Origin of the sequence: Methylobacterium sp. 13MFTsu3.1M2 (assembly GCF_900112625.1) — a bacterium.
Classification (GTDB): Bacteria; Pseudomonadota; Alphaproteobacteria; order Rhizobiales; family Beijerinckiaceae; genus Methylobacterium.
The window spans coordinates 105,970-128,092 of record NZ_FOMM01000004.1; the positions used below are offsets into that span (position 1 = coordinate 105,970).

General features: G+C 71.4%; 27 protein-coding genes and 1 tRNA gene. 19 read left to right on the forward strand and 9 right to left on the reverse strand.

Features of this window, described 5'->3' with window-relative positions; translation table 11 throughout:
* Positions 1-21: 21 nt before the first annotated feature.
* Positions 22-1,491 carry a Fe-S cluster assembly protein SufB gene (gene sufB, locus BM314_RS03875; RefSeq protein WP_091976988.1) on the reverse strand — a complete coding sequence of 490 codons (1,470 nt, stop codon included), beginning with the start codon at positions 1,489-1,491 and terminating at the stop codon, positions 22-24.
* Between the two features lie 68 nt (positions 1,492-1,559).
* Positions 1,560-2,729 carry a cysteine desulfurase family protein gene (locus BM314_RS03880; RefSeq protein ID WP_091976990.1) on the reverse strand — a complete coding sequence of 390 codons (1,170 nt, stop codon included), beginning with the start codon at positions 2,727-2,729 and terminating at the stop codon, positions 1,560-1,562.
* Between the two features lie 273 nt (positions 2,730-3,002).
* On the opposite strand from BM314_RS03880, the gene BM314_RS03885 reads away from it, so the two are divergent.
* The 3 genes from BM314_RS03885 to BM314_RS03895 all read left to right on the forward strand — a co-directional run bounded on the left by BM314_RS03885 (position 3,003) and on the right by BM314_RS03895 (position 5,482).
* Positions 3,003-3,659, forward strand: coding sequence for an alpha/beta hydrolase (locus BM314_RS03885; RefSeq protein ID WP_010686946.1), 657 nt, complete (start codon positions 3,003-3,005; stop codon positions 3,657-3,659).
* Between the two features lie 85 nt (positions 3,660-3,744).
* Positions 3,745-4,131, forward strand: coding sequence for a response regulator (locus BM314_RS03890; protein ID WP_026604970.1), 387 nt, complete (start codon positions 3,745-3,747; stop codon positions 4,129-4,131).
* Between the two features lie 58 nt (positions 4,132-4,189).
* Positions 4,190-5,482 carry an O-acetylhomoserine aminocarboxypropyltransferase/cysteine synthase family protein gene (locus BM314_RS03895; protein ID WP_091976991.1) on the forward strand — a complete coding sequence of 431 codons (1,293 nt, stop codon included), beginning with the start codon at positions 4,190-4,192 and terminating at the stop codon, positions 5,480-5,482.
* 130 nt (positions 5,483-5,612) lie between these two features.
* On the opposite strand, the gene BM314_RS03900 is transcribed toward BM314_RS03895, so the two are convergent.
* Together BM314_RS03900 and BM314_RS03905 are read right to left on the reverse strand one after the other, a co-directional pair.
* Positions 5,613-6,782, reverse strand: coding sequence for an acetyl-CoA acetyltransferase (locus BM314_RS03900; RefSeq protein WP_091976992.1), 1,170 nt, complete (start codon positions 6,780-6,782; stop codon positions 5,613-5,615).
* Positions 6,783-6,980: 198 nt separating this feature from the next.
* Positions 6,981-7,550, reverse strand: coding sequence for an NUDIX domain-containing protein (locus BM314_RS03905; protein WP_091976994.1), 570 nt, complete (start codon positions 7,548-7,550; stop codon positions 6,981-6,983).
* A gap of 129 nt (positions 7,551-7,679) precedes the next feature.
* Here BM314_RS03905 and BM314_RS03910 point away from each other — a divergent pair, with 129 nt between their 5' ends.
* From BM314_RS03910 to BM314_RS03940, 7 genes are read left to right on the forward strand one after another with little or no spacing between them, the layout of a single operon-like run.
* Complete coding sequence (locus BM314_RS03910; RefSeq protein WP_091976995.1) at positions 7,680-8,183, forward strand: hypothetical protein; 504 nt, start codon at positions 7,680-7,682, stop codon at positions 8,181-8,183.
* Complete coding sequence (locus tag BM314_RS03915) at positions 8,180-8,431, forward strand: monovalent cation/H+ antiporter complex subunit F (protein WP_020093421.1); 252 nt, start codon at positions 8,180-8,182, stop codon at positions 8,429-8,431. Before BM314_RS03910 ends, BM314_RS03915 begins: the two co-directional genes overlap by 4 nt.
* A complete protein-coding gene (locus BM314_RS03920; RefSeq protein ID WP_091976997.1) occupies positions 8,428-8,712 on the forward strand; it encodes a monovalent cation/H(+) antiporter subunit G in 285 nt (94 codons plus the stop codon). Before BM314_RS03915 ends, BM314_RS03920 begins: the two co-directional genes overlap by 4 nt.
* The gene (locus tag BM314_RS03925; protein WP_091976998.1) at positions 8,709-8,960 is read left to right on the forward strand and encodes a Na(+)/H(+) antiporter subunit B; all 252 of its coding nucleotides are present in this window, start codon (positions 8,709-8,711) and stop codon (positions 8,958-8,960) included. The genes BM314_RS03920 and BM314_RS03925 overlap by 4 nt, the downstream gene beginning before the upstream one ends.
* Entirely contained in the window at positions 8,957-9,733 is a 777-nt protein-coding gene (locus tag BM314_RS03930; protein ID WP_091977000.1) for an MnhB domain-containing protein, read from the forward strand. The genes BM314_RS03925 and BM314_RS03930 overlap by 4 nt, the downstream gene beginning before the upstream one ends.
* Positions 9,730-10,149 carry a sodium:proton antiporter gene (locus tag BM314_RS03935; RefSeq protein ID WP_091977001.1) on the forward strand — a complete coding sequence of 140 codons (420 nt, stop codon included), beginning with the start codon at positions 9,730-9,732 and terminating at the stop codon, positions 10,147-10,149. Before BM314_RS03930 ends, BM314_RS03935 begins: the two co-directional genes overlap by 4 nt.
* Positions 10,146-11,900: a complex I subunit 5 family protein gene (locus tag BM314_RS03940; RefSeq protein WP_091977003.1), complete on the forward strand. Its 1,755-nt coding sequence runs from the start codon at positions 10,146-10,148 to the stop codon at positions 11,898-11,900. Before BM314_RS03935 ends, BM314_RS03940 begins: the two co-directional genes overlap by 4 nt.
* Positions 11,901-12,011: 111 nt before the next feature.
* Here BM314_RS03940 and BM314_RS03945 read toward each other — a convergent pair.
* The 3 genes from BM314_RS03945 to BM314_RS03955 form a co-directional block, all read right to left on the reverse strand.
* Positions 12,012-12,087 (reverse strand) — tRNA-Thr (locus BM314_RS03945).
* 109 nt (positions 12,088-12,196) lie between these two features.
* Positions 12,197-13,336 (reverse strand): 3-dehydroquinate synthase, encoded by a 1,140-nt coding sequence (aroB, locus tag BM314_RS03950; protein ID WP_020093427.1) that lies wholly within the window; start codon positions 13,334-13,336, stop codon positions 12,197-12,199.
* A gap of 19 nt (positions 13,337-13,355) precedes the next feature.
* Positions 13,356-13,979 carry a shikimate kinase gene (locus BM314_RS03955; protein ID WP_020093428.1) on the reverse strand — a complete coding sequence of 208 codons (624 nt, stop codon included), beginning with the start codon at positions 13,977-13,979 and terminating at the stop codon, positions 13,356-13,358.
* Between the two features lie 244 nt (positions 13,980-14,223).
* Here BM314_RS03955 and BM314_RS03960 point away from each other — a divergent pair, with 244 nt between their 5' ends.
* The 3 genes from BM314_RS03960 (at position 14,224) to BM314_RS03970 (ending at position 15,965) form a co-directional block, all read left to right on the forward strand.
* The gene (locus BM314_RS03960) at positions 14,224-14,376 is read left to right on the forward strand and encodes a hypothetical protein (RefSeq protein WP_012317685.1); all 153 of its coding nucleotides are present in this window, start codon (positions 14,224-14,226) and stop codon (positions 14,374-14,376) included.
* Positions 14,373-15,317, forward strand: coding sequence for a site-specific tyrosine recombinase XerD (locus BM314_RS03965; RefSeq protein WP_091977005.1), 945 nt, complete (start codon positions 14,373-14,375; stop codon positions 15,315-15,317). Before BM314_RS03960 ends, BM314_RS03965 begins: the two co-directional genes overlap by 4 nt.
* Before the next feature lie 129 nt (positions 15,318-15,446).
* Positions 15,447-15,965 carry a MarR family winged helix-turn-helix transcriptional regulator gene (locus BM314_RS03970; protein ID WP_170868032.1) on the forward strand — a complete coding sequence of 173 codons (519 nt, stop codon included), beginning with the start codon at positions 15,447-15,449 and terminating at the stop codon, positions 15,963-15,965.
* Positions 15,966-16,028: 63 nt separating this feature from the next.
* Here the strand turns inward: BM314_RS03970 and BM314_RS03975 are convergent, their stop codons facing one another.
* Together BM314_RS03975 and BM314_RS03980 are read right to left on the reverse strand one after the other, a co-directional pair.
* Positions 16,029-16,394 (reverse strand): c-type cytochrome, encoded by a 366-nt coding sequence (locus BM314_RS03975; RefSeq protein ID WP_020093431.1) that lies wholly within the window; start codon positions 16,392-16,394, stop codon positions 16,029-16,031.
* 210 nt (positions 16,395-16,604) lie between these two features.
* Positions 16,605-17,621, reverse strand: a complete 1,017-nt coding sequence (locus BM314_RS03980; RefSeq protein WP_091977006.1) for an NAD-dependent epimerase — start codon at positions 17,619-17,621, stop codon at positions 16,605-16,607.
* 160 nt (positions 17,622-17,781) lie between these two features.
* Between BM314_RS03980 and BM314_RS03985 the strand changes: the two genes are divergently transcribed.
* The 6 genes from BM314_RS03985 to BM314_RS04010 all read left to right on the forward strand — a co-directional run bounded on the left by BM314_RS03985 (position 17,782) and on the right by BM314_RS04010 (position 22,031).
* A complete protein-coding gene (locus BM314_RS03985) occupies positions 17,782-18,012 on the forward strand; it encodes a hypothetical protein (RefSeq protein WP_091977145.1) in 231 nt (76 codons plus the stop codon).
* Positions 18,013-18,160: 148 nt separating this feature from the next.
* Positions 18,161-18,424, forward strand: a complete 264-nt coding sequence (locus BM314_RS03990) for a hypothetical protein (protein WP_091977008.1) — start codon at positions 18,161-18,163, stop codon at positions 18,422-18,424.
* A 104-nt stretch (positions 18,425-18,528) separates the two neighbouring features.
* Positions 18,529-18,786 (forward strand): DUF6894 family protein, encoded by a 258-nt coding sequence (locus BM314_RS03995; RefSeq protein ID WP_020093435.1) that lies wholly within the window; start codon positions 18,529-18,531, stop codon positions 18,784-18,786.
* A gap of 67 nt (positions 18,787-18,853) precedes the next feature.
* Complete coding sequence (locus BM314_RS04000) at positions 18,854-19,060, forward strand: ribosome modulation factor (RefSeq protein WP_091977010.1); 207 nt, start codon at positions 18,854-18,856, stop codon at positions 19,058-19,060.
* A complete protein-coding gene (locus BM314_RS04005; RefSeq protein WP_020093437.1) occupies positions 19,060-20,376 on the forward strand; it encodes an MFS transporter in 1,317 nt (438 codons plus the stop codon). Before BM314_RS04000 ends, BM314_RS04005 begins: the two co-directional genes overlap by 1 nt.
* 182 nt (positions 20,377-20,558) lie before the next feature.
* Positions 20,559-22,031, forward strand: a complete 1,473-nt coding sequence (locus tag BM314_RS04010) for an MDR family MFS transporter (protein WP_020093438.1) — start codon at positions 20,559-20,561, stop codon at positions 22,029-22,031.
* The last annotated feature ends 92 nt before the right edge of the window (positions 22,032-22,123 follow it).

Below are 22,123 nucleotides of genomic sequence, written 5' to 3' on the forward strand. Positions count from 1 at the left end.
TCGTCGTATCCGCCCAGGTGGTCAGCCCACCGAGCCTTCCAGGCTGATCGAGATCAGCTTCTGAGCCTCGACGGCGAACTCCATCGGCAGCTGCTGCAGCACGTCCCGCACGAAGCCGTTGACGATGAGCGCGGTCGCCTCCTCCTCGGAGAGGCCGCGCTGCTGGCAGTAGAACTTCTGCTCCTCGGAGATCTTCGAGGTCGTCGCCTCGTGCTCGAACACCGCCGAGGCGTTCTTCGACTCGATGTAGGGCACGGTGTGCGCGCCGCACTGATCGCCGATCAGCAGGGAGTCGCAGTTCGTGAAGTTGCGCGCGCCCTTGGCCTTCCGGTGTGCCGAGACGAGGCCCCGGTAGGTGTTCTGCGACCGGCCGGCCGAGATGCCCTTCGAGATGATCCGGCTCGTCGTGTTCTTGCCGAGATGGATCATCTTGGTGCCGGAATCGACCTGCTGCATGCCGTTCGACACCGCGATCGAGTAGAATTCGCCGCGGGAATCGTCGCCGCGCAGGATGCAGGACGGGTACTTCCAGGTGATCGCCGAGCCAGTCTCGACCTGCGTCCACGAGATCTTCGAGCGGGCGCCGCGGCAGTCGCCGCGCTTCGTCACGAAGTTGTAGATGCCGCCCTTGCCCTCGTTGTCGCCCGGGTACCAGTTCTGAACGGTCGAGTACTTGATCTCGGCATCGTCCAGGGCGACGAGCTCGACCACCGCGGCGTGGAGCTGGTTGTCGTCGCGCTTCGGGGCGGTGCAGCCCTCGAGATACGAGACGTAGGAGCCCTTGTCAGCGATGATCAGCGTGCGCTCGAACTGGCCGGTGTCGCGCTCGTTGATGCGGAAGTAGGTCGACAGCTCCATCGGGCAGCGCACGCCCGGGGGGATGTAGACGAACGACCCGTCGGAGAAGACGGCCGAGTTCAGCGTCGCGAAGAAGTTGTCGGTTACCGGCACGACCGAGCCGAGGTACTTCTGCACCAGCTCGGGGTGCTCGCGCACGGCCTCGGAGATCGGCATGAAGATCACGCCGGCCTTCTCCAGCTCCTTCTTGAAGGTGGTGGCCACCGAGACCGAGTCGAACACGGCGTCGACCGCGACGCGGCGCTCCGGCGCGATGCCCTCCAGCACCTCGACCTCGCGCAGCGGGATGCCGAGCTTCTCGTAGGTCTTGAGGATCTCGGGGTCGATCTCGTCGAGCGACAGCGCCGCCGGGCGCTTGGGCGCCGCGTAGTAGTAGATGTCGTTGTAGTCGACCTTGTCGTAGGAGACGCGGGCCCACTCCGGCTCCTTCATGGTCAGCCAGCGCCGGTAGGCGTCGAGGCGCCACTCCAGCAGCCACGCGGGCTCGTTCTTCTTGGCCGAGATGAAGCGGACGACGTCCTCGGAGATGCCCTTCTCGGACTTCTCCATCTCGATCGTGGTCTCGAACCCGTACTTGTACTGGTCGAGGTCGATCGAGCGGACCCGATCAATGGTTTCCTGCACAGCAGGCATCAGCGTCTCCTAGGCATCTCCGGCGTCAAGGGCCGGGAAGCGTCTGTCGGAAAGCGGGGGGGCGGCGCTCAGGCCGCCTGGCCTCGCCGTCTATATAGGGTCTCCAAGACCCGTTCGAAGGCGTCGAGGAAGCATGCCACCTCCTCGTCCACCGTGTTCCAGCCGAGGCTGACGCGCAGCGCCCCCCCGGCGAGGTCGGAACCGACGCCCATCGCGGCGAGCGTCGCCGAGCGGGCGACCTTGCCCGACGAGCAGGCCGAGCCCGACGACACCGCCACGCCGGCGAGGTCGAGGGCGATCAGGGCCGAGGGCGCGTCGAGCCCCGGGACCGAGAAACTCAGGGTGTTGGGAAGGCGCGGCGCTCCGGCGGCGAACACCACCGCGTCCGGCGCCATGGTGCGCATGCCGGCCTCGATCCGGTCCCGGAGGGCGGAGAGGCGCGTGGCCTCCGCGTCGAGCGCCGCGCGGGCGATCCGGGCAGCCTCGCCCATGCCGACGATGGCCGGCAGGCACTCGGTGCCGCAGCGCAGCCGCCGCTCCTGGCCGCCCCCGCGCAGGAAGGCGCTCTCCAGGCTGACGCCCTCGGCCAGGACCAGCGCGCCGACCCCCTTGGGCGCCGCGAACTTGTGGCCCGAGAGGGTCAGCGCGTCGAGGCCGAGCGCCGCCATGTCGAGTGGGATCTTGCCGACGGCCTGCACGGCGTCGCTGTGGACCAGGGTCCGGCCGTGCGCCCGCGCTAGGCCGACGATCTCGGCCAGCGGCTGCACCGCGCCGGTCTCGTTGTTGGCGGCGTGGACCGAGAGGAGCAGGGTCTCGTCGGCGAGAGCACCCAGGCGCGCCTCCAGGGCGACGAGATCGACCACGCCGTCGGCGGTGACCGGGACTTCCTCGACGGCCGCGTCCGGGAACCGGTGACCGACCGCGACGCAGGGATGCTCCGTGGCGGAGTAGAGCAGTCGCGACGGGGCCGCCGCGCCGCCGCGACGGAGGGCGCCGGACAGGACCGCGTTCGCCGCCTCGGTCCCGCCGCTGGTGAAGACGACCTGCTCGGGCCGGGCGTTCACGAGCGCCGCCACCTGGGTGCGGGCCGCTTCTAGGGCGGCCCGGGCCGCCCGTCCCTCCGCGTGGATCGAGGACGGGTTCCCGGGGAGCGTGAGCGCGCGCGCGACCGCCTCCGCGACGTCCGGGCGGACCGGCGCCGTAGCGTTGTAGTCGAGATAGGCGCGTGCCCGGCTCATCCGCGTTCCGTTAAGCCCTCTGCTGCGGCGCGTCACAATTCCTTGCCCGCGCGCCGGCTCGCCGTGCTAAGGCGCGCCGAGACAATGAGATCCCGCCGACCCGGCACGGTCGGCGTGGCAGCCAACGCGGTGCTTCGGACGGGTTGTTTAGAACAGTTCTAATCGCCTAGAACTGTTCTAAGACTGCTTTTATGGTGCGCGCGCGACGAGTCAAGGCTGCTGCGCCGCCGGGCCGATCGCCCGGCGGGCGATCTCCGGAGCGAGAGACGAGCGATGCCCGAAGTGATCTTCACCGGCCCGGCCGGCCGCCTGGAAGGCCGTTACCAAGCCCCCAAGAAGCGCGGCGCGCCGATCGCCATCATCCTGCACCCGCACCCCCAGTTCGGGGGCACGATGAACAATCAGATCGTGTACAACCTGTTTTACACGTTCGCCAATCGCGGTTTCGCGGCCCTGCGCTTCAATTTCCGCGGAGTCGGGCGCAGCCAGGGCTCGTTCGACCACGGCTCGGGCGAGCTGTCGGACGCTGCGGCCGCCCTCGACTGGGTTCAGTCGGTCAACCCGGAGGCGAAGTCCTGCTGGATCGCGGGCGTGTCCTTCGGCTCGTGGATCGGCATGCAGCTCCTGATGCGCCGCCCCGAGATCGAGGGATTCATCTCCATCGCCGCCATGGCGAACCGCTACGACTTCACCTTCCTGGCCCCCTGCCCCTCCTCCGGCCTGTTCGTGCACGGCTCCGAGGACCGGGTCGCGCCCGCCCGCGAGGTCATGCCGGTGATCGAGAAGGTGAAGACCCAGAAGGGCGTCATCATCGAGCACCAGATGGTCGAGGGCGCCAACCATTTCTTCGACGGCAAGGTCGAGGAACTGACCCAGACGGTCGACACCTACCTCGACAAGCGCCTCGGCAAGCGCGAGGAGGCGGCCTGACGGATCCGGCCCCGCGCCTTGACGGGGGGAGCCCCGGAGGAATAGGGCGCGGGTTTCGGAATTGAGACGCACCTTCGCAGGTCTGATGTCAGATAGCCCGTCCGACCACCCCGTCGTTCTCCTCGTGGAAGATGACGGCCTCCTTCTGATGGAGGCCTCGGACACCCTCGCGGATGCGGGCTTCACCGTCGTCGAGGCGACGCATGCCGACAAGGCGCTGAAGGTTCTGGAGAACCGCGACGACGTCGGCGTCCTGATGACCGACGTCGACATGCCGCAGGGGTCGATGGACGGCTTCGCCCTGGCGCGCCTCGTCGCGCATCGCTGGCCGTCGATTCCCGTGCTGGTGGTGTCGGGCATGGGCACGCCCGGTCCCAACGACATGCCGGAGGGCGCCCGGTTCATCCCGAAGCCCTACGAGCCGACCACCCTGGTCCGGACCCTGCAGGCCTTCATCCGCCGCGCGGCTTGACGCACGGATCCGCTCGGGCTGACACCCGGTCCGGGCCCTGAACACCCGACCGAGAGCAATGACGGACCAGAACCGACCGCACCGCTTCGCGACCCGGGCCATCCACGCCGGCGCGGCGCCCGATCCCGCCACGGGCGCCCGGGTCCAGCCGATCTACTTCACCAACGGCTTCGTCTTCGACTCGACCGAGCAGGCCGCCGACATCTTCGCGGGCCGCCGGACCGGCTTCTCCTACTCGCGCGGATCCAACCCGACGGTCGCCGCGCTGGAGCGCCGGATCGCCGATCTGGAAGGCGCCAAGGCGGGTGTGGCGGTGTCCTCCGGACAGTCGGCCATGCAGCTCATTCTGATGACGCTGTTGAAGAGCGGCGACGCCTACGTCGCGTCGCCGCGCCTGTTCGGCGGGTCGCTCGGCCTGATGCGCCGGCTTGACGGGCGCTACGACCTGAAGCCGCGCTTCGCGCGCGGTATGGCCCCGGAGGATTTCGAGGCGGCGATCACCCCGGACTGCCGGGCCATCTTCTGCGAATCGATCGTGAACCCCTGCGCGTCGGTGGTGGACCTCGACGGCATCGCCGCGGTGGCCCGCCGCCACAACCTGCCGCTCGTCGTCGACAACACCCTCGCCTCGCCGGCCCTGATCCGGCCGATCGAGCACGGCGCCGACATCGTCTGGCACTCCACCTCGAAGTTCCTGAGCGGCTCCGGCCAGACCATCGGCGGCGTGATCTGCGACGCCGGCCGCTTCGACTGGGCGAAGGCCGGCGGCTACAACCTGATCACCGAGCCCTGGCCGGACTATGACGGGCTGGTGCTCACCGAGGCCTTCCCGGCGACCCCCTTCGCGGCGGCGTGCCGGTTCTTCGGCCTGCGGGACCTCGGGCCCGGCCTGTCGCCGATGAACGCGTTCCTGACGCTGATGGGGATCGAGACTCTGCCGCTGCGCATGGAGCGGCATTGTGCCAACGCGCGGGCGGTGGCTGCCTTCCTGAAGGATCACCCGGCCGTGGCCTGGGTGAGCTACCCGATGCTGCCGGGCCAGACCGGCGAGGACCTCGCCCGCCGCTACACCCCGGACGGGCCGGGCTCGATCTTCACCTTCGCGCTGAAGGGCGGCGAGCCGGCGGCGCTGCGGTTCATCGCCGGGCTGGAGCTGATCTCTCACTTGGTGAACATCGGCGAGATCAAATCGCTGGCGATCCACCCGTCCTCGACCACGCACCGGCAGCTGCCGGAGCACGAGAAGGCCGCCGCGCAGGTCGGGCCCGAGACCGTGCGGCTGTCGGTCGGGCTGGAGAACGAGGCCGACCTGATCGCCGATCTCCAGCAGGCGCTGGATCGCCTCCTCTAGTCCGTCATCGCGAGCGCGGCGAAGCGACCCAGAGCCGCGCGATCTCGCCGATCGTGAGGCCGATGGATTGCTTCGCGCCGCCCGCGAGGACGGCCACGGCGGGCAGGGATTGGCCGCAACCGGGACGGCCTCAGCGCCGCCGCTCCAGGATCGACACGTAGTTGGCGACCGCCGCGCCGCCCATATTGAAGATCCCGGCGAGCTCCGCCCCGGGCACCTGCATCTCCCCGGCCTCGCCCATAAGCTGGAGGCACGCCATGACGTGCATCGACACGCCGGTCGCCCCCACGGGGTGACCCTTGGCCTTCAACCCGCCGGACGGGTTGATCGGCAGCCGGCCGCCCTTCTCGGCGAGCCCCTCGCGCACCACGCGGTAGCCCTCGCCCGGGGCGGCGAGGCCCATCGCCTCGTACTCGATCAGCTCGGCGATCGTGAAGCAGTCGTGGGTCTCCACGAAGGAGAGGTCCTCGTTGGCGATCCCGGCCTGGGCCCGCGCCCTCTCCCAGGCCATTCGCGCGCCCTTGAACTCCACCGGGTCGCGGCGGGACAGGGGGAGAATGTCATTGACGTGCGCGCGCGCGCGGAAGCCGATCGCCCGCTCCAGGCCCTCGGCGGTCTCGGCATCGGCCACCACAAGCGCCGCCGCCCCGTCCGAGATCAGCGAGCAGTCTGTGCGCCGCAGGGGGGCGGCCACGTAGGGGTTCTTCTCCGAGACCCGGTTGCAGAAGTCGAAGCCGAGGTCCTTGCGCAACTGCGCGTAGGGGTTGCCGACGCCGTTGCTGTGGTTCTTGGCGGCGATGCGGGCCAGCTCCTCGCTGCGGTCGCCGTAGCGCTGGAAGTAGCCCGCCGCGATCCGCCCGAACACGCCCGCGAAGCCGCCCTCGATGTCGGCCTCCTCCTTCCGGTAGGAGGCGCCCAGCAGGATGTCGCCGGTCTCAGCGACGGTCTTGGCGGTCATCTTCTCGGCGCCGATCACCAGGGCCACGCGGCCGCGGCCGCTGTCGACGAAGTCGAGGGCCGCATAGAGCGCCGCCGACCCGGTGGCGCAGGCGTTCTCCAGGTGGGTCGCCGGGGCGTGGGCGAGGCCCGGCCGGTTCACCGCCACCAGCGAGCCCTCGAAGCCCTGCTTCGAGAAGCCGGTGTTCATCGAGCCCACGTAGATGCCGTCGACCTGCGATTCCTCGACGCCGGCGTGGGCCAGCGCCTCCCCCGAGACCCGGGCGATCAGCCCCTCGACATCGGGCTCCTCGAGCTTGCCGAAGGGGGTGTGGGCCCAGCCCACGATGCAGGCGCGCGTCATCCGGTGACCTCCCGTGTGTGGACAGGACGATGGGGCCGCCGCGGCCGGCGATCAAGACAGGACGCGGGTTCTTCGACGCGCCGGACCCGTCCGGAGGAGGGCCGCTCGGGCCCGCTCAGCGCAGGTGGAAGGCGACCCACGCGACGCCGACCAGCACTAGCGCGGTCAGCAGCGCGCGGCCGAGCGCGCGGCGGCCTCTCACGGGGCGAACACCTCGGGATGGCGTGCGCGGAGCGCCAGGATCAGGGCCAGCGTCTTCAGGTCGGTGATCTCGGCGCGGTCGGCGCGTGCGGCGAGCTCGGCCAGCGGCATCTCGACCACCCGGATGTTCTCGTGCTCGCCCTCGGCCCCGCCGCCCGCCTCCGCGCGATCCGCCCGGTCGTAGGGCGCGAGGTAGAGATGGATCTTCTCGGTGGTCAGCCTGGCGCAGAAAAAGGTGGCGCCGACGAACTCGAGCGCCCGCAGGCGAAGGCCCACCTCCTCCAGCGCCTCCCGGCGGGCGTTCTCCTCCGGGCTGCCGGCGTCGATCAGGCCCGCCGGCGCCTCCAGCTGGACCTGCTCGCCGGCCGCGAAAAGCGGCGGCACCCGCAGCTCGCGCACGAGCGTCGCGACCTTCCGCTCCGGGTCGTAGGGCAGGATCCCGACCGAGTCGCCGTGGTCCTCGATCTCGCGCTCGACGACGGCGCCGTCGGCGAGGCGCACCCGCGCGATCCCGAAGCGGCTCCAGCCCTCGTGGACGAAGCGGATAGTGAGGATCTCAGCTTTCATATGCACGCCCACCCCTCATCGCCTTACACGGAACCGTGTCCCCGGGTTCCGGGAACGCCGGCGCCCGCGGCCACGTTTGGTCGGACACGCGCATGGTCACGCTTCCGCGGGGCGCGCCGGTCAGGATCGATGCGGGCAGGATCGACGCAGGCAGGACCGATCGGCGGGCTCGGGAAGCGTTCGCGGCGCGACGGCGCAGCGATCTGGGTCGTCCTCGCCCTCACCTACATGGTCTTCGCCGGCTCGGTGAGCCTGAACGAGGGGATGGCCGCCGTCGGCTGCGCCAGTCTCGGCACGCTCTGGTGGTGGGGCGTCGGACGGCGCGGCGGGCTGCGCTTCCGCTTCGACCGGGCGTCGCTCTACCCGCTCGGCCCGGCCGTCCGCGACATGCCGCGCCAGACCGCCCGCGTCGGGCTGCACCTCCTGCGCGCGGTCCTCGGTCGCGCCGGCGGCGGCGCGACCCGGGAGCGGACCGCCGCCGAGATCGCCTGGGCCACGCCGGAGGGCGAGGCGGCGCCGGCCGCTCGGGCGGTCGGGCTTCTGGCCGCGTCGCTCGCCCCCGACAGCTACGTGCTCACCCTCGACCGCGCGCACGGAACCGTGGTGACGCACGGCCTGGAGGAGGCGCGATGAGCGTCTGGACGGTCGCCATCCTGGCGCTGCTGCCGCCGCTCGCGGTGGCCGCGGTGCTCGCGTGGCGGGGTCGGCCCGGCCAGCGTTTCGCCGCCTACCAGCTCGCTGGCAGCGTCACGGTCCTGATCCTGACGCTTATGGCTTTCGCCACCGACCAGGCGTCGATCACCGATCTCGCCCTCACCCTGGTCCTGCTCAACCTGCCCGGCACGATGCTGCTCGCGGTCTTCCTGGAGCGCTGGATATGAGCGTCGCGATCGGCTCGGTCCTGGCTCTCGCCGTGGCGGCCGCGTGGCTCGCAGCCCTCGCCCTCTGGCGCCTGCCCCGGGCGCTCGACCGGATTCACGCCGTCGCGTTCCTGAACGTGGCGGCCGCGATCCTCGTGACGGTGGCGGCCTTCCTCGCGGACGGCGTCTCCGGGCGCTCGCTCAAGATCCTGGTGATGATGGTGGTGTTCCTCGCCTGGGCGGCGGTGCTGTCGCACGTCTCGGGCCGGGCCGTGCTGATGCGCGAGGGCCGCTCGGCATGACGGTCATCCTGCCGCTGCTCTTTCTGCTCACCGCGATCTCCGGCACCGCCGTGGTCCTCGTGCGCGACCCCGCGCGGCAGGTCTTCGCCATTGCGGTCAACGGGCTCGTCCTGGCGATCCTGTTCGACGCCCTCCAGGCCCCCGACGTCGCGCTCTCGGAGCTGGCGGTCGGTTCGGCGGCGGTGCCGCTCCTCTTCCTCGTGGCCCTGATGGCCGTGCGGACGCAGCCGCCCGAGGAGGAATCGTGAGCCCGCGCGCCCGCGTCGCGCTCCTGGCCGTCGCGGGCCTTATCCTCCTCCCGGGCGCGGCCGCGGTGATCGCCGGCTTGCCGCCCTTCGGATCGACGATCGCCCAGTACGGCGCGCGCATCAACGCGATCACCCCGGAGGCCCGGCACGTCGCCAACATGGTGAGTGCCATCAACTTCGACCTGCGCGGCCTCGACACCCTCGGCGAGGAATTCATGCTGCTCGCCGCCATCACCGGGACGGTGGTGCTGCTGCGCGGGCGGCGCGGCGAGGGCAACTCCGAGAGCGCCATGCGCCGGCCCGGCCGGGCCGTGATCCCGCGCTCCGAGGCGGTGGTGCTCGCGTGCCGCGTCGCCGGCCCGCTCACCGCGCTGTTCGGCCTCTACGTCGTGCTGCACGCGACCGTCACGCCGGGAGGCGGCTTCCAGGGCGGCGTCATCCTCGCCTCAGGGACCCTGCTGATCTATCTCGGCGAGGGCTATGCCGGCTGGCGCGATGCCATCCGCAGTCACTGGCTCGATGCCCTGGAGGGTGGCGGCGCGCTGCTCTTCGCCCTGTGCGGGCTCGCGCCGATGCTGACCGGCGCCGCCTTCATGCAGAACATCCTGCCGCTCGGCACCTTCCGCGACCTGTTCTCGGGCGGCCTGATGCTGGTCGAGAATCTCGGCGTCGCCCTCGCGGTGACGGGCGGTTTCACGCAGCTCTTCCTGGAGTTCATGGAGGAGACCCGCGAGGCCGACGCGCCCGAGGAGCCGGGGGAGGAATCCGCGTGAGTGCGGTCATCAGTGTCATGCCCTACGCGGTCGCAGCGTGGCTGTTCGGGATCGGCCTCTACGGCATCGCCACGAGCCGCAACTTCATCCATCTCGTGGGCTGCCTCGGCGTGTGCCAATCGGCGACCTACGTGCTCCTGCTCGGCCTCGGCTATCGCTGGGGCAGCATCGCGCCGATCTTCTACGACCACCCGCCGGGAACGCCCGCCGTCGACCCGGTGATGCAGGCGCTGGTGCTCACCGACATCGTGGTCGGCGCGACGCTGACCGCCCTCCTCCTCGTCCTGACCATCCAGGCCTACAAGCGCGGCGGCAGCCTGGACCCGGAGAAGCTCCGGCCGATGCGCGCGGGCGGCAAGTCCGGGCGCGATGCGGGATCGAGCCGGGTGCGCGACGCGGAGCGGGGCGGCCCGTGACCGCCTTCCCGGCCGCCCTCCTGCCCCTGCCCGTCGCGATCCCCCTCGTGGTCTGCGCCGCGATGCTGGCGACCGCGCACGTCCTGCCCGGTCGCCTGCCCGACATCCTGGCGACGCTGGCGGCGCTCACCGTCGCGGTGCTCTGCGGCGTCATCGCCACACACGCCGCCGACGGGCCGCTGGTCTACTGGTTCGGCGGCTGGGAGCCGCGCGACGGCGTCCATCTCGGTATCGGCTTCTCGGTGGACGAGGCCAGCGGCTGGGTCGCGGCCTTCGTCGGGCTGCTCTACGCCCTGACCTTCGTGTTCGCCTGGGGCTTCTTCGACCGCACCCACGGCCACTTCCACATCCTGATGCTGCTGTTCCTGGCCGCCATGGTCGGGTTCTGCTTCACCCGCGACATGTTCAACCTGTTCGTGTGGTTCGAGGTGATGAGCGTCGCGGCCTTCGCGCTCACGGCTTACCACCTGGCGGAGTCGTCGCTGGCGGGCGCCATCAACTTCACGGTGGTGAACAGCCTCGCGGGCTTCCTGATGCTCGGCGGCATCGGGCTGATCTACGCCCAGACCGGCACGCTCGACTTCGAGGGCATCGCGGCCGCGGTGGCGCGGGGCGGCCGGGATCCGGTGGTGGCCGGGGCGTTCTGCCTCGTGGCCGCCGCCCTGATGATCAAGGGCGCGATCGTGCCGTTCCAGTTCTGGCTCGCGGACGCGCACGCGGTCGCGCCGAGCCCGGTCTCGGTGATCTTCTCCGGATCGATGGTCTCGCTCGGCCTGTTCGGCCTCGCGAAGGTGAGCGCCGTCGTGTTCGGCGGCTCCGATCAGGTCCAGCACGCCCTGCCGGGGCTGCTCATCGGCCTGGGCAGCTTCACCGCCCTCCTGGGCGGCTGGATGGCGCTGCTGCAGCGGCACCTCAAGCGGCTGCTCGCCTTCTCGACCATCTCGCACGCCGGTATCATGCTCACCGGCCTCGGCGCCCTCTCGGTGGACGGGACCGGCGGGATGCTCGTCTACGTGGTCGGCCACGGGCTGGTGAAGGGCGCCCTGTTCATGATCGCCGGCATCCTGCTCGCCACCCAGGCCAGCATCGACGAGATCGCCCTGCGCGGCCTCGGACGGGGGATCTGGCCCGCCGGCATCGCCATGGCCCTGGCCGGGCTGCTGCTCTGCGGCCTGCCTCTCGGCGTGCTCGACCAGGGCACGCGCCTCGTCCAGGGCGCGCTCTGGCAGCAGGGGCACGGGGTGGCGCTGGCGGCCGGTGCCATCGGCGCGGCGCTGACCGGGGCCGCGGTGCTGCGGGCCGCGGGCCGGATCTTCCTCGGGCTCGGGCCCGATCCCGGCGACGAGGCCGGCGCCCCGAGCGCGGACGAGCGCGAGAAGGCCAACCGGCCGCTCTGGCTGATGCTGGCGCCGTGCTGCCTTCTCCTCGCGCTCGATATCGCTCTGCCGGCGGCTCTCATCGAGCACGCCCTGCCGCGGGCGGCGTCGGCCTTCATGCACCGGCCGACCGTGCACGCGCTGGCGGAGGGGCCCGGCTGGCTCCCCTGGGCCTCGGTCGCCGCCGCCCTGGCCGGCGCGGGCTACGGGCTGTTCCGCAGACACCTGCCCCCGTTCGTGGTCCGGCCGGTCAGCGCGACGCAATCCGCGCCGACCCGCGTGCTGGAAATGCTCCATAGCGGCTTGATCGGCGATTACGCCGCCTGGCTCGCCGTGGGCGTGGCGGCGATCGCGGCCGTGCTGGCCATCGCCTGAGCGCGCCCGTCGCCGCGCGCCTCAGCCGACGGGCTCACGCGGGCTCGAGCCGCCACAGGCCGTCGGCCAGCGGCTCGCTCGTGTATGCTTCCGGGAAAGGCCCGGGGGAAGTGGTGCCGCAAGAGGGATTCGAACCCCCGACCCCCTCATTACGAATGAGGTGCTCTACCAGCTGAGCTATTGCGGCCCTGGCCCCGACGGGACCGTCAGCGGCGCGCGGTGACCGGCGCCGGACGTGGCAGGCTCATAGCGGCCCGGCCTGCGTTAGGCAAGGCCACAGCCGGCGCTCGCGGGCGTCAGGCGGCTTGGTCCGACGCCAATTCATCCTGCAGGAACGCCGCCACCTCCGCCCGGTCCACGCCGGGGGCGATGAAGCTCTGGCCGATCCCCCGCGCGAGGATGAAGGTCAGCGCGCCGTCGCGGACCTTCTTGTCCTGGGTCATCGCGTCGAGGAGCGCCTCGGCGTCGCCGCACCCGCCTGGAACGGCCTGCAGACGGGTCGGCAGGCCGGCGAGCGCGAGATGGTTGGCGACCCGGCCCGCATCCTGGCCGGCGCAGAGCCCGAGGCGTGCCGAGAAGCGGAAGGCGAGCGCCATCCCGATCGCGACGCCCTCGCCGTGGACCAGGCGGGCGGAATCGTAGCCGGTCAGGCGCTCCAGGGCGTGGCCGAAGGTGTGGCCGAGATTGAGCAGCGCCCGCTCGCCGTCCTCCCGCTCATCGCGGGTGACCACCGCGGCCTTGGCCCGGCAGCAGGCGGCGACCGCCTGCTCGCGCTCCGGGCCGCCGGCGAAGATCCCGCGCCAGTTCGCCTCGCACCAGTCGAAGAAGCCCGGATCGGCGATCAGCCCGTACTTGGCGACCTCGGCGTAGCCGGCGCGCATCTCGCGCTCGGACAGGGTGTCGAGGGCGGCCGTGTCGGCCAGGACGAGGCGCGGCTGGTGGAAGGCGCCGATCAGGTTCTTGCCCAGCGGCGCGTTGATGCCGGTCTTGCCGCCGACCGAGGAATCGACCTGCGCGAGCAGACTCGTCGGCACCTGCACGAAGCGCACGCCGCGCCGCAGGGTGGCGGCCGCAAAGCCCGCGAGGTCGCCGACCACGCCGCCGCCTAGCGCCACGACGAGGTCGCCGCGCTCGACCTTGAGGGCGAGCAGACCGTCGCAGACCTCCGCGTAGCCTGCGTAGGATTTGGAGGCCTCGCCCGGCGCCACCGTCACCACGCCCGCCTGGAGGCCGGCGCGCTCCAGGCTGGTCCGCAGCCGCGCGGCGTAGAGCGCGCCGACCGTCGCGTCCGTCACGATCGCCGCCCGGCGGGCCCCAAGCGCGGCGACCGCGGTGCCGGCGGTGTCGATCAGCCCGCGCCCGATCTGGATGTCGTAGGCGCGGCCGGCGTCGAGGGGCACGTGGACGGTCAGGAGGTCCGGACGGGGCTCGGTCATGGATCGGTTCGCTCGGGTCTCACTGGGCGGCCACGGGGATGGATCCTTCGCCGCTGAGATGGGCATCCAGCGCCTCCAGCACGTCCTGGACGACCCGGTCGTGCGAGACCTCCCGCGAGATGACCATCACGTCGGCTGCGGCGTAGACCGGGTGGCGCACGGCCATCAGGTCTCGCATCGTCGCCTCGGGATCCTCGGTCTGCAGCAGCGGGCGGTTGCCGCGCTTGCGCACGCGCCGCATCAGCACGTCCAGATCGGCCTTCAGCCAGACGGAGACCGCCGATTCCGCGATGCGCGCGCGGGTCGCCTCGCGCAGGTAGGCGCCGCCGCCCGTCGCCAGGACCAGCGGACCGGCCCGCAGCAGGCGCGAGATCACCCGCTCCTCGCCGTCGCGGAAGCTCGGCTCGCCGTAGATCGCGAAGATGTCGGGGATCGTCAGGCCGGCCGCGGCCTCGATCTCGATGTCGGCATCCTTGAAGATCAGGCCGAGGCGGCTCGCCAGACGGCGGCCGACGGTGCTCTTGCCCGCTCCCATCAGGCCCACGAGCACGATCGAGCGCAGGCCGAGCGCGCGGCGCAGACGCGCCTCGATCGGTTCCCCCGCCTCCTCCCCGCTCATGGCCTCCTGCATCGACTCCTGCATCGCATCCGTGCGGCGTCCCCGCCTCTCCACCGGCCCCCGCGCGCCTGTCGCCCGGGCAGCCTCACATCCTGCGGCAGGCTCTTAGCGCGATTCAAGCGGCCTGCGAAACGCATCCCTGTGTCGTCGTGGGCCTTGTCAGCGCCTCGTTCACGTGGTCGAACCCGGGCATCGGCGGCGGCTCGGAGAAGGCCTTCGCCCGCCCCCTCCCCGCCGCCAGCGCCCGTCTGCCCGAGGTTCGACCGACGTGCCGACCCTGTTCCGTTTCTTTGCCACCCTCGCGATCCTGGCGGGTCTGGTCTACGCGGCCATGTTCGCGCTCGCGCATTTCGTCCAGCCGACGCCGCGGGAGATGAGCGTGACCATCCCCGCCTCGAAGCTGCAGCCGGGCAACCGTTGAGCGGGCCGGAGGGCAGCGGCGACGCCGCCCGGGCGCCGCGCCCCGAGGTCGCCGAGTACCTCGACATGCTGGCCGCCGAGCGCGGTGCCGGACTGAACACCCTGAGCGCCTACCGCCGGGACCTGGACGATTACCTCGACTATCTCGCGCGCTCGGGCACGGCGCTCGGCGACGTGGAGGCCGGCACGCTGCGGGCCTTCCTGATCGACCTCGAGACCCGGGGCCTGAAGGCGTCCTCGGCGGCGCGGCGCCTGTCCTGCGTGCGCGGTTTCCACAAGTTCCTCTACGCCGAGGGCGGCGCCGAGAGCGATCCGAGCGTCGCGGTGTCCGGTCCGCGCCGCGGGCGCGCGCTCCCCAAGGTCCTGTCCATCGCGGAGGTCGACCGGCTGCTCGCCACGGCGCAGGCGGCCGCCGCCGCCGATCAGGCCCCTGGCCCGGCCCGGCGGGCGCGCCGGATGGCGTGCCTGCTCGAGCTGCTCTACGCCACGGGCCTGCGCGTCTCGGAACTGGTCGCCCTGCCCCGCGCGGCGGGCGCGACGCGCGAGCGCTACCTCATCGTCAAGGGCAAGGGCGGCCGCGAGCGCCTCGTGCCCCTGACCGATGCGGCCCGCACCGCGATGGCGGTGCATCTTCCGGCCGTGCCGGAGGACAACCCGTGGCTGTTTCCCGCCGACAGCGACAGCGGCTATCTCACACGGCAGGCCTTCGCCCGCGATCTCAAGGTGCTGGCCTCGGCGGCGGGGCTCCACCCGGATCGGGTGAGCCCGCACGTGCTCCGCCACGCCTTCGCGAGTCACCTCCTGCAGAACGGCGCCGACCTGCGCATCGTCCAGGAGCTGCTCGGCCACGCCGACATCTCGACGACGCAGATCTACACGCACGTCCTCGACGAGCGCCTGAAGGCGATGGTCCGCGATCTGCATCCGTTGATGGATGGCTGAGCGCTGCCGGGCGGATGGTGTGGCAACTCTCGGTCGGTCGCCCCAATTGTATACGTTTAGCGAACTGCCTAGAAGTAGCCCCTCGCCATACCGGTACGCGAGCCAGCCTTTACCAGAGAGAGTTTTCCTATGTCAGGCCCCACGGCCTCGCAGATCGGCATCGAGCCGGATCGAGCGGGGCACACGCGTGCCGACCAGCTTTCGCAGCGGGAGCGGCAGCGCCTCGACAACCAGCTGTGCTTCGCGGTCTACGCCGCCGCGCACGCCTTCGGCCGCGCCTACCGCAACCTCCTGGGTCGCCACGAACTGACCTATCCGCAATACCTCGTCCTGCTGGTCTTGTGGGAGCAGGACGGATTGTCGGTCAAGGAGATCGGGAACCGCCTGTTCCTGGATTCGGGTACGCTGACGCCGCTCCTGAAGCGCCTGGAAGCCTCCGGGCGTGTGCGCCGCGCCCGCGACCGGGTCGACGAGCGTCAGGTCAGCATCTTCCTCACCGTCGCCGGCGAGGCCCTGCGCGAGGAACTCGCCTGCCTGCCCGACGAGGCGGGGGGCATGACCGGTCTCGATATCCAGGGCCGCAAGGACCTGCTTCAGGATCTCGTCACGCTCAGGCTGAGCCTGCAGGCCGGCCTCACGCCCGACTAGGACGCGGCCGGAGCCCCGGGAGCGGCCGGGCGGCCGCTCCCGGTTCGTGCCGATCTTCGCCTCTCAGGACTGCGTCTTGAGGTAGGCGATGACGTCGTTGATCTTCTTGTCGTCGGGGTAGCCCTGGAAGATCATCTTGGTGCCGGGCACCTTCGCCTTCGGGTTCTTCAGCCACTCGTGCAGGTTGGCCTCGTCCCAGGTGATGCCGGAGTTCTTCAGGGCGGCGGAGTAGTTGTAGCCCTCGTAGGTGCCCGCCTTGCGGCCGACGACGCCCTTCAGGTCGGGACCCACGCCGTTCTTCTGGAAGTTGTGGCACGCCTTGCAGGGGGCGAACGCCTTCTCGCCGGCCGCGGCGTCGCCGGCGTCCTGGGCCTGCGCGGCGAGAGGCATCACGACGGCAAGGACGGCGCCGAAAACGAGTGAACGCATGGATTTCCTCCTGTTGGCCGCCGCTTGGGCAGCGATGCGGGCAGAGCTTGCCTGCCTGGAACAGCTCTAAATGAATGTGCCCGGCGCGCGCAACGGCCCAGTCTGGGATAGCCGTCATCCGGGGCCGGTTGGCGGCTGCTGCGGGCCGCCGCCCCACTCAACACCGCGTGAACGGATTGGCTCCGTGCGACGGCGCGCGGCGCCGTTCCCTCAGATCCCGTGATAGGTTCGATACCAGTCGACGAAGCGCCCGATCCCGGTCTTCAGGGGCGTGGCGGGCCGGAAGCCGGCGTCCCGCACGAGGTCGTCGATGTCGGCGTAGGTCGCCGGGACGTCCCCGGGCTGCATCGGCAGGAGGATCTTCTCCGCCTTGCGGCCCAGGGCGTCCTCGAGGAGGGCGATCATCTCCAGGAGCGCCACCGGCTCGTTGTTGCCGATGTTGTAGATCCTGTAGGGGGCGGAGCTGGTCCCGGGATCCGGCGCCGCGCCGCTCCACGCGGGGTCGGGCGCGGCCGGCCGGTCGGCCAGGGCCCGGATCCCCGCGACGATGTCGTCGATGTAGGTGAAGTCCCGGAGCATCCGCCCTTCGTTGAACACGCGGATCGGTTCGCCCGCCAGGATCGCGCGGGTGAACAGGTACAGCGCCATGTCGGGCCGGCCCCAGGGGCCGTAGACGGTGAAGAAGCGCAGGCCCGTCGTCGGCAGGCCGTAGAGATGGCTGTAGCTGTGCGCCATCAGCTCGTTCGCCTTCTTGGTCGCGGCGTAGAGGCTGAGCGGATGGTCGACGTTCTGGTGCACCGAGAACGGCATCGCGGTGACGCCGCCGTAGACGGAGCTGGAGGACGCGTAGAGGAGGTGTCCCACGCCGCCGTGGCGGCAGGCCTCGAGGATGTTCAGGAAGCCGACGAGGTTGCTCGCCGCGTAGGCGTGCGGATCGGTGAGCGAGTAGCGCACGCCGGCCTGGGCCGCGAGGTGGATCACCGTGCGGAACGCGTGGCGGCGGAACAGCGCGTCGAGGCCGTCGCGGTCGGCGAGGTCGAGGCGCGCGAAGCTGTAGCCCGGGAAATCCGCGAGGCGTTGCAGCCGGGCTTCCTTGAGGCGCACGTCGTAATAGGCGTTGACGCTGTCCAGCCCGACGACCTGCCGGCCCTCTTCGAGGAGGCGCAGGGCGAGCTGGTTCCCGATGAAGCCGGCCACGCCGGTGATCAGAACAGGTGGCAGGGACATGCGCGCGGACCGACGGGCTGACTGGCCGCCCGGGGTCGAGCTGTAGCATGGGGTATGGGCGCGACAAATCGGTGTCCGACCTGAGCCTGCCGGCATGAGCCTGCCGACGCTCCGAGCGGCCTGTCGCGCGGGCGCGTCACGCGCTAGGCTCGCGGCTGCCGTGCAGCCCGATCCGAGACCGCTCCCCGACAGCCTGACCCGCCTGCTCACCGTGCCGGAGCAGCGCCCGGTCCGGGCGCGTCCCGAGCCTTCGCGGAGGGAGCGGGCTTCGGGGCCGCGCTCCGCACACGCGGCGCTGGAAGCGGCGATCCTCCGCGGCTTCGTGTTCGGTCTCTCGGGGCTCGTCTGGCTCGTCGTGCTGGCGCTGTCGGTCCGGCATATCGCGCACTGATCGCGCCCCGAGCCCCCCGCAGCCCCGGCGTGACGCTGTGGATATCGGTGGTGCGCCTGTTCGCCCGCGTCCTCAATCAGTACGCGAACAGCCAAGTTCGCTATTGAGGCGGCCAGACCGGGGGCGGCTCGACGGCGAGGATGGGACGATGTCTCTGACAGGGCGTTTCTGGTTCCGGAAGACCTGGACGGGGCGGCTGGTGCTCCTGGTCGAGGAGGAGCGCCCCCGCTGGTTCGGCCGCGGCTCCGGCAAGCCGCGCTGGCGCAACGCCAAGCTCCTCGATTTCGCCGAGCCCGAGCTGCGGCCGCTCATGGCGATGGAGAAGCAGCACCGCGCGGGCGGTTCCAGCGGCCAGGTGCGGGCGCTGCGCCCGGTCCCGGCCGCGCCGGCCGCGCGCGCCGCGCACGGCTGAGGGCCGAGGCAGGGGCGCGCGCCGCATCTGGTCCGACGCGCGGCTATCACCACCTGTCGTGGGTCGCTCCGCCCGGGGCGGCACTCCTGCAATCGGTGAAGACCATGCCGCGCTACTTCTTCCACACGCAGATCGGCGAGGACGTCATCTCCGACCCGACCGGGATCGAGCTGCGGGATCCGGATGCGGCCTGGGAGGCTGCGCGGGAGACGATCCGCGCCGCCCTGCGCCAGCCGCAGGATCAGGCCCGGCTGATGACGGCGTGCCTCGTGGTCACGGACGACGACGGTGAGGTCGTGCTGGAATTCCCGTTCAGCGAGGCCGTGGCGCTGCCCGCCGACGCGGATCCGACGCGTCACTGAGATCGGCGACGCGCGCGCTCCGCGCCCTACATCGCGCCGCAGCCCACTGGAACGGAGCTGCGCCCGTATGGATACGCCACCGAACGACCTCGACGCCGGCGCCCTCGGCCGGGCCGCGCCCGCCAAAAAGCTCGCCCGGGAAGCCTGCCCCTACGCGGAGGGGACGGAGGCGCGCGCGCTCTGGCTGGCCGGTTACGACGCGGCCCTGGCGGAGGGCGAGACGCCCGTGACCGGCGGTCTCGCCAAGCACCCGGTCGACGGGTCGGCCCGCTGATGGACGCCCGGACCGCACCGCATCCCGGCGCGCATCATTCGACTCTCGACCGCAAGTCGGTCGGGGCCGTCGTCCTGGGCAACGCCCTCGAATTCTACGACTTCACCGTCTACGCCTTCTTCGCCAAGCCGATCGGCGAGGCCTTCTTCCCGGCGAACGACCCGACCCACAGCCTGCTGGCATCGCTCGCCCTGTTCGGCATCGGCTACGTCATGCGGCCCATCGGCGGTGTGCTGATCGGCGCCTTCGCGGACCGGGCCGGCCGCAAGCCCGCGATGCTGATCACCATCGCGCTGATGGCCGTCGGCATGCTCATGCTGGCCGCCTGCCCCTCCTACGCGACGATCGGCGGCTGGGCGCAGGTCATCGTCATCGCCGGACGCCTCGTGCAGGGCCTCGCCCTCGGCGGCGAGGTCGGTCCCTCGACGGCCTTCCTGCTGGAGGCCGCGCCCCCGGACCGGCGCGGCTTCGTGACGAGCTGGCAGATCGCCAGCCAGGGCTGCGCCGCCCTGTTCGCCGGGATCATCGCGACCGCCCTGGCGCTCGCGGTCGGCGACCAAGCGATGGCGCAGTGGGGCTGGCGGCTGATGTTCGCCCTCGGCCTGTGCGTCGTACCGGTCGGCCTCATCATCCGCAGCCACCTGCCCGAGACCGCCGGCGCCGAGGAGGATCCGCACGCGGCGGCCTCGACGATGGCGGTGGTCGGCCGGCTCCTGCGCGAGCACGGCCGCCTGCTGGGCCTGACCTTCCTGGTCATCGCGGCCTCGACCGTGTCGAACGCGGTCGGCACCAACATGCCGGTCTTCGCGGGCGCGACCCTCGGCCTGAGCGAGACCGCCGCCACGGCCGTGCCGATCGCCCTCGGGCTCGCCTCGGTGATCTTCCCGCTGCTCGGCGGCTGGCTGGCCGACCGGTATGGGCGGCGACCGGTGATGATCTGGCCGCGGGCGCTGATCCTGATCCTGGCGGTCCCGGCCTTCGCCTGGGTGGTGCGGGCGCCGAGCGCTGCCAGCGTCTACGCGGTCACCTTCCTGCTCTCGGCGCTGTCGTCCATCAACGCGGCGGCCGTGATCGTCGGCATTCCCGAGGCCCTGCCGCGGGCGGTGCGCAGCGCCGGGTTGTCGATCGTCTACGCGGTCTCCGTCTCGGTGTTCGGCGGCAGCACGAACTACGTGGTGAACTGGCTGATCGCCGCGACCGGCGACCGGCTCGCGCCGGCCTACTACCTCGCCGCATTCAGCCTCGTCGGGACGATCGCCGCGTTCCTGCTGCCCGAGACCCGCGGGAGGGACCTCGACGCCGACGCGGAGGCCTGAGTCGGTCGCGCCGGGGCGTTCCGCATTATGTATGCACGTGCTGCATTGGGGCGCGTCATCCATGCGCCCATCGCGGGGCCGGCGCCGAGCGGATGTGCGCCCGCGCACGGATCTCGCCGCGGAGAGGCCGGTTGCCCGAGCCAACGCTAGGTGTGCAGGCGCGGCGGGCCTAGATCGGCCCGATGCCCAAGTCCCTCGAGACGCGCCGCCCGCTGGTCCTCGCCGCGGTGATGGCGTCGATGTTCATGATCGCCATCGAGGCGACAATCGTCTCGACGGCGATGCCGCAGATCGCCGGTCATCTCGGCGACCTTCACCTCTACGCCTGGGTGTTCGCGTCCTTCCTGCTGACGCAGACGGCCACCACAGTGGTGTTCGGCAAGCTCTCGGACCTCTACGGACGCCGGCCAGTCCTGCTGTTCGGCATCGCGGTGTTCCTGGCGGGCTCCCTCCTGTGCGGGCTCGCGTGGTCGATGCCCTCGCTGATCCTGTTCCGCCTCATCCAGGGCGTCGGCGCAGGGGCGATCCAGCCGGTGAGCCTGACCGTCATCGGCGACCTTTACGCGGTGCGGGAACGCGGCAAGGTCCAGGGCTACCTCGCGAGTGTCTGGGGGATCTCGTCGGTCGCCGGCCCGCTGGTCGGCGGCCTGATCATCGGCCACCTGAGCTGGCCCTGGATCTTCTGGATCAACCTGCCGATCGGCGTGATCGCGGCCGGCCTGTTCCTGTGCTTCCTCCACGAGGGCGTCGAGCGCCGCCCGCGCCAGATCGATGCGATCGGTGCGGCCCTGTTCACCGCCGCCATCGCGGCGCTGATGATCGCACTGACCGAGGCGGGCGAGTCGGCCGAAGCGGCCCTGTGGCCGGCGGTGGCCTTCGTGGTGGCCGCGACCCTGTTCGTCGTTCAGGAGCGGCGCGCGCCGGACCCGATGCTCGACATCCGCCTGTGGTTGCAGCGCCCCATCGCGACCGCCAACACCGCGACGCTGCTCTCCGGCATGACGGTGATCGGGCTCACGGCGTTCCTGCCGATGTACGTGCAGGGCGTCATGCGGCAGTCGCCCCTGATCGCCGGACTGACCCTGACCCTGATGGTGCTCGGCTGGCCGATCGGCGCCACGACGGCGGCGCGTAGCTTCGTGCGGTTCGGCCTGCGCCCGATCCTGCTGGTCGGCGCGACGCTCCTGCCCCTCGGCGCGGTCGCCTTCGTGGCTCTCGGGCCCGACACCTCCCCGGCGGTGGCGGCCTGCGGCTCGGTCGTGATGGGGCTCGGCATGGGCTTCCTGTCCACGGCCGCCATCGTGATCATCCAGGACAGCGTCGCCTGGGCGCAGCGCGGGGCGGCGACGGCCTCCAACATCTTCTCGCGCAACCTCGGCTCGACGCTCGGCGCGACCGTCCTCGGCGCGGTGCTGAACTACCGGCTCGCGAACCCGTCGAGCGGCCCGGCGGTGAACTCCGATCAGCTGCGGCGCCTGCTCGACGATCCGGCAAGCCTCGGGGCCGGCGGCGAGGCGATCCGGGCCGGCTTGGAGCACGCCCTGCACGGCACGTTCTGGACGGTGTTCGCCGTGGCGGGTCTGACCCTGCTCCTGTCGCTGCTCGTCCCGCCGGTGGCGATCTCCGACCGGCCGCGCGAGCTCGCCGTCGAGTGAAGAGAGCGGCATTCGCCGAGGGAGAGGCGCCGCAGGCGCGGCGCCGGCCGAGCGATCCCGTCTCCACAGCGGGCCTTTGACTGTCCCGCCGG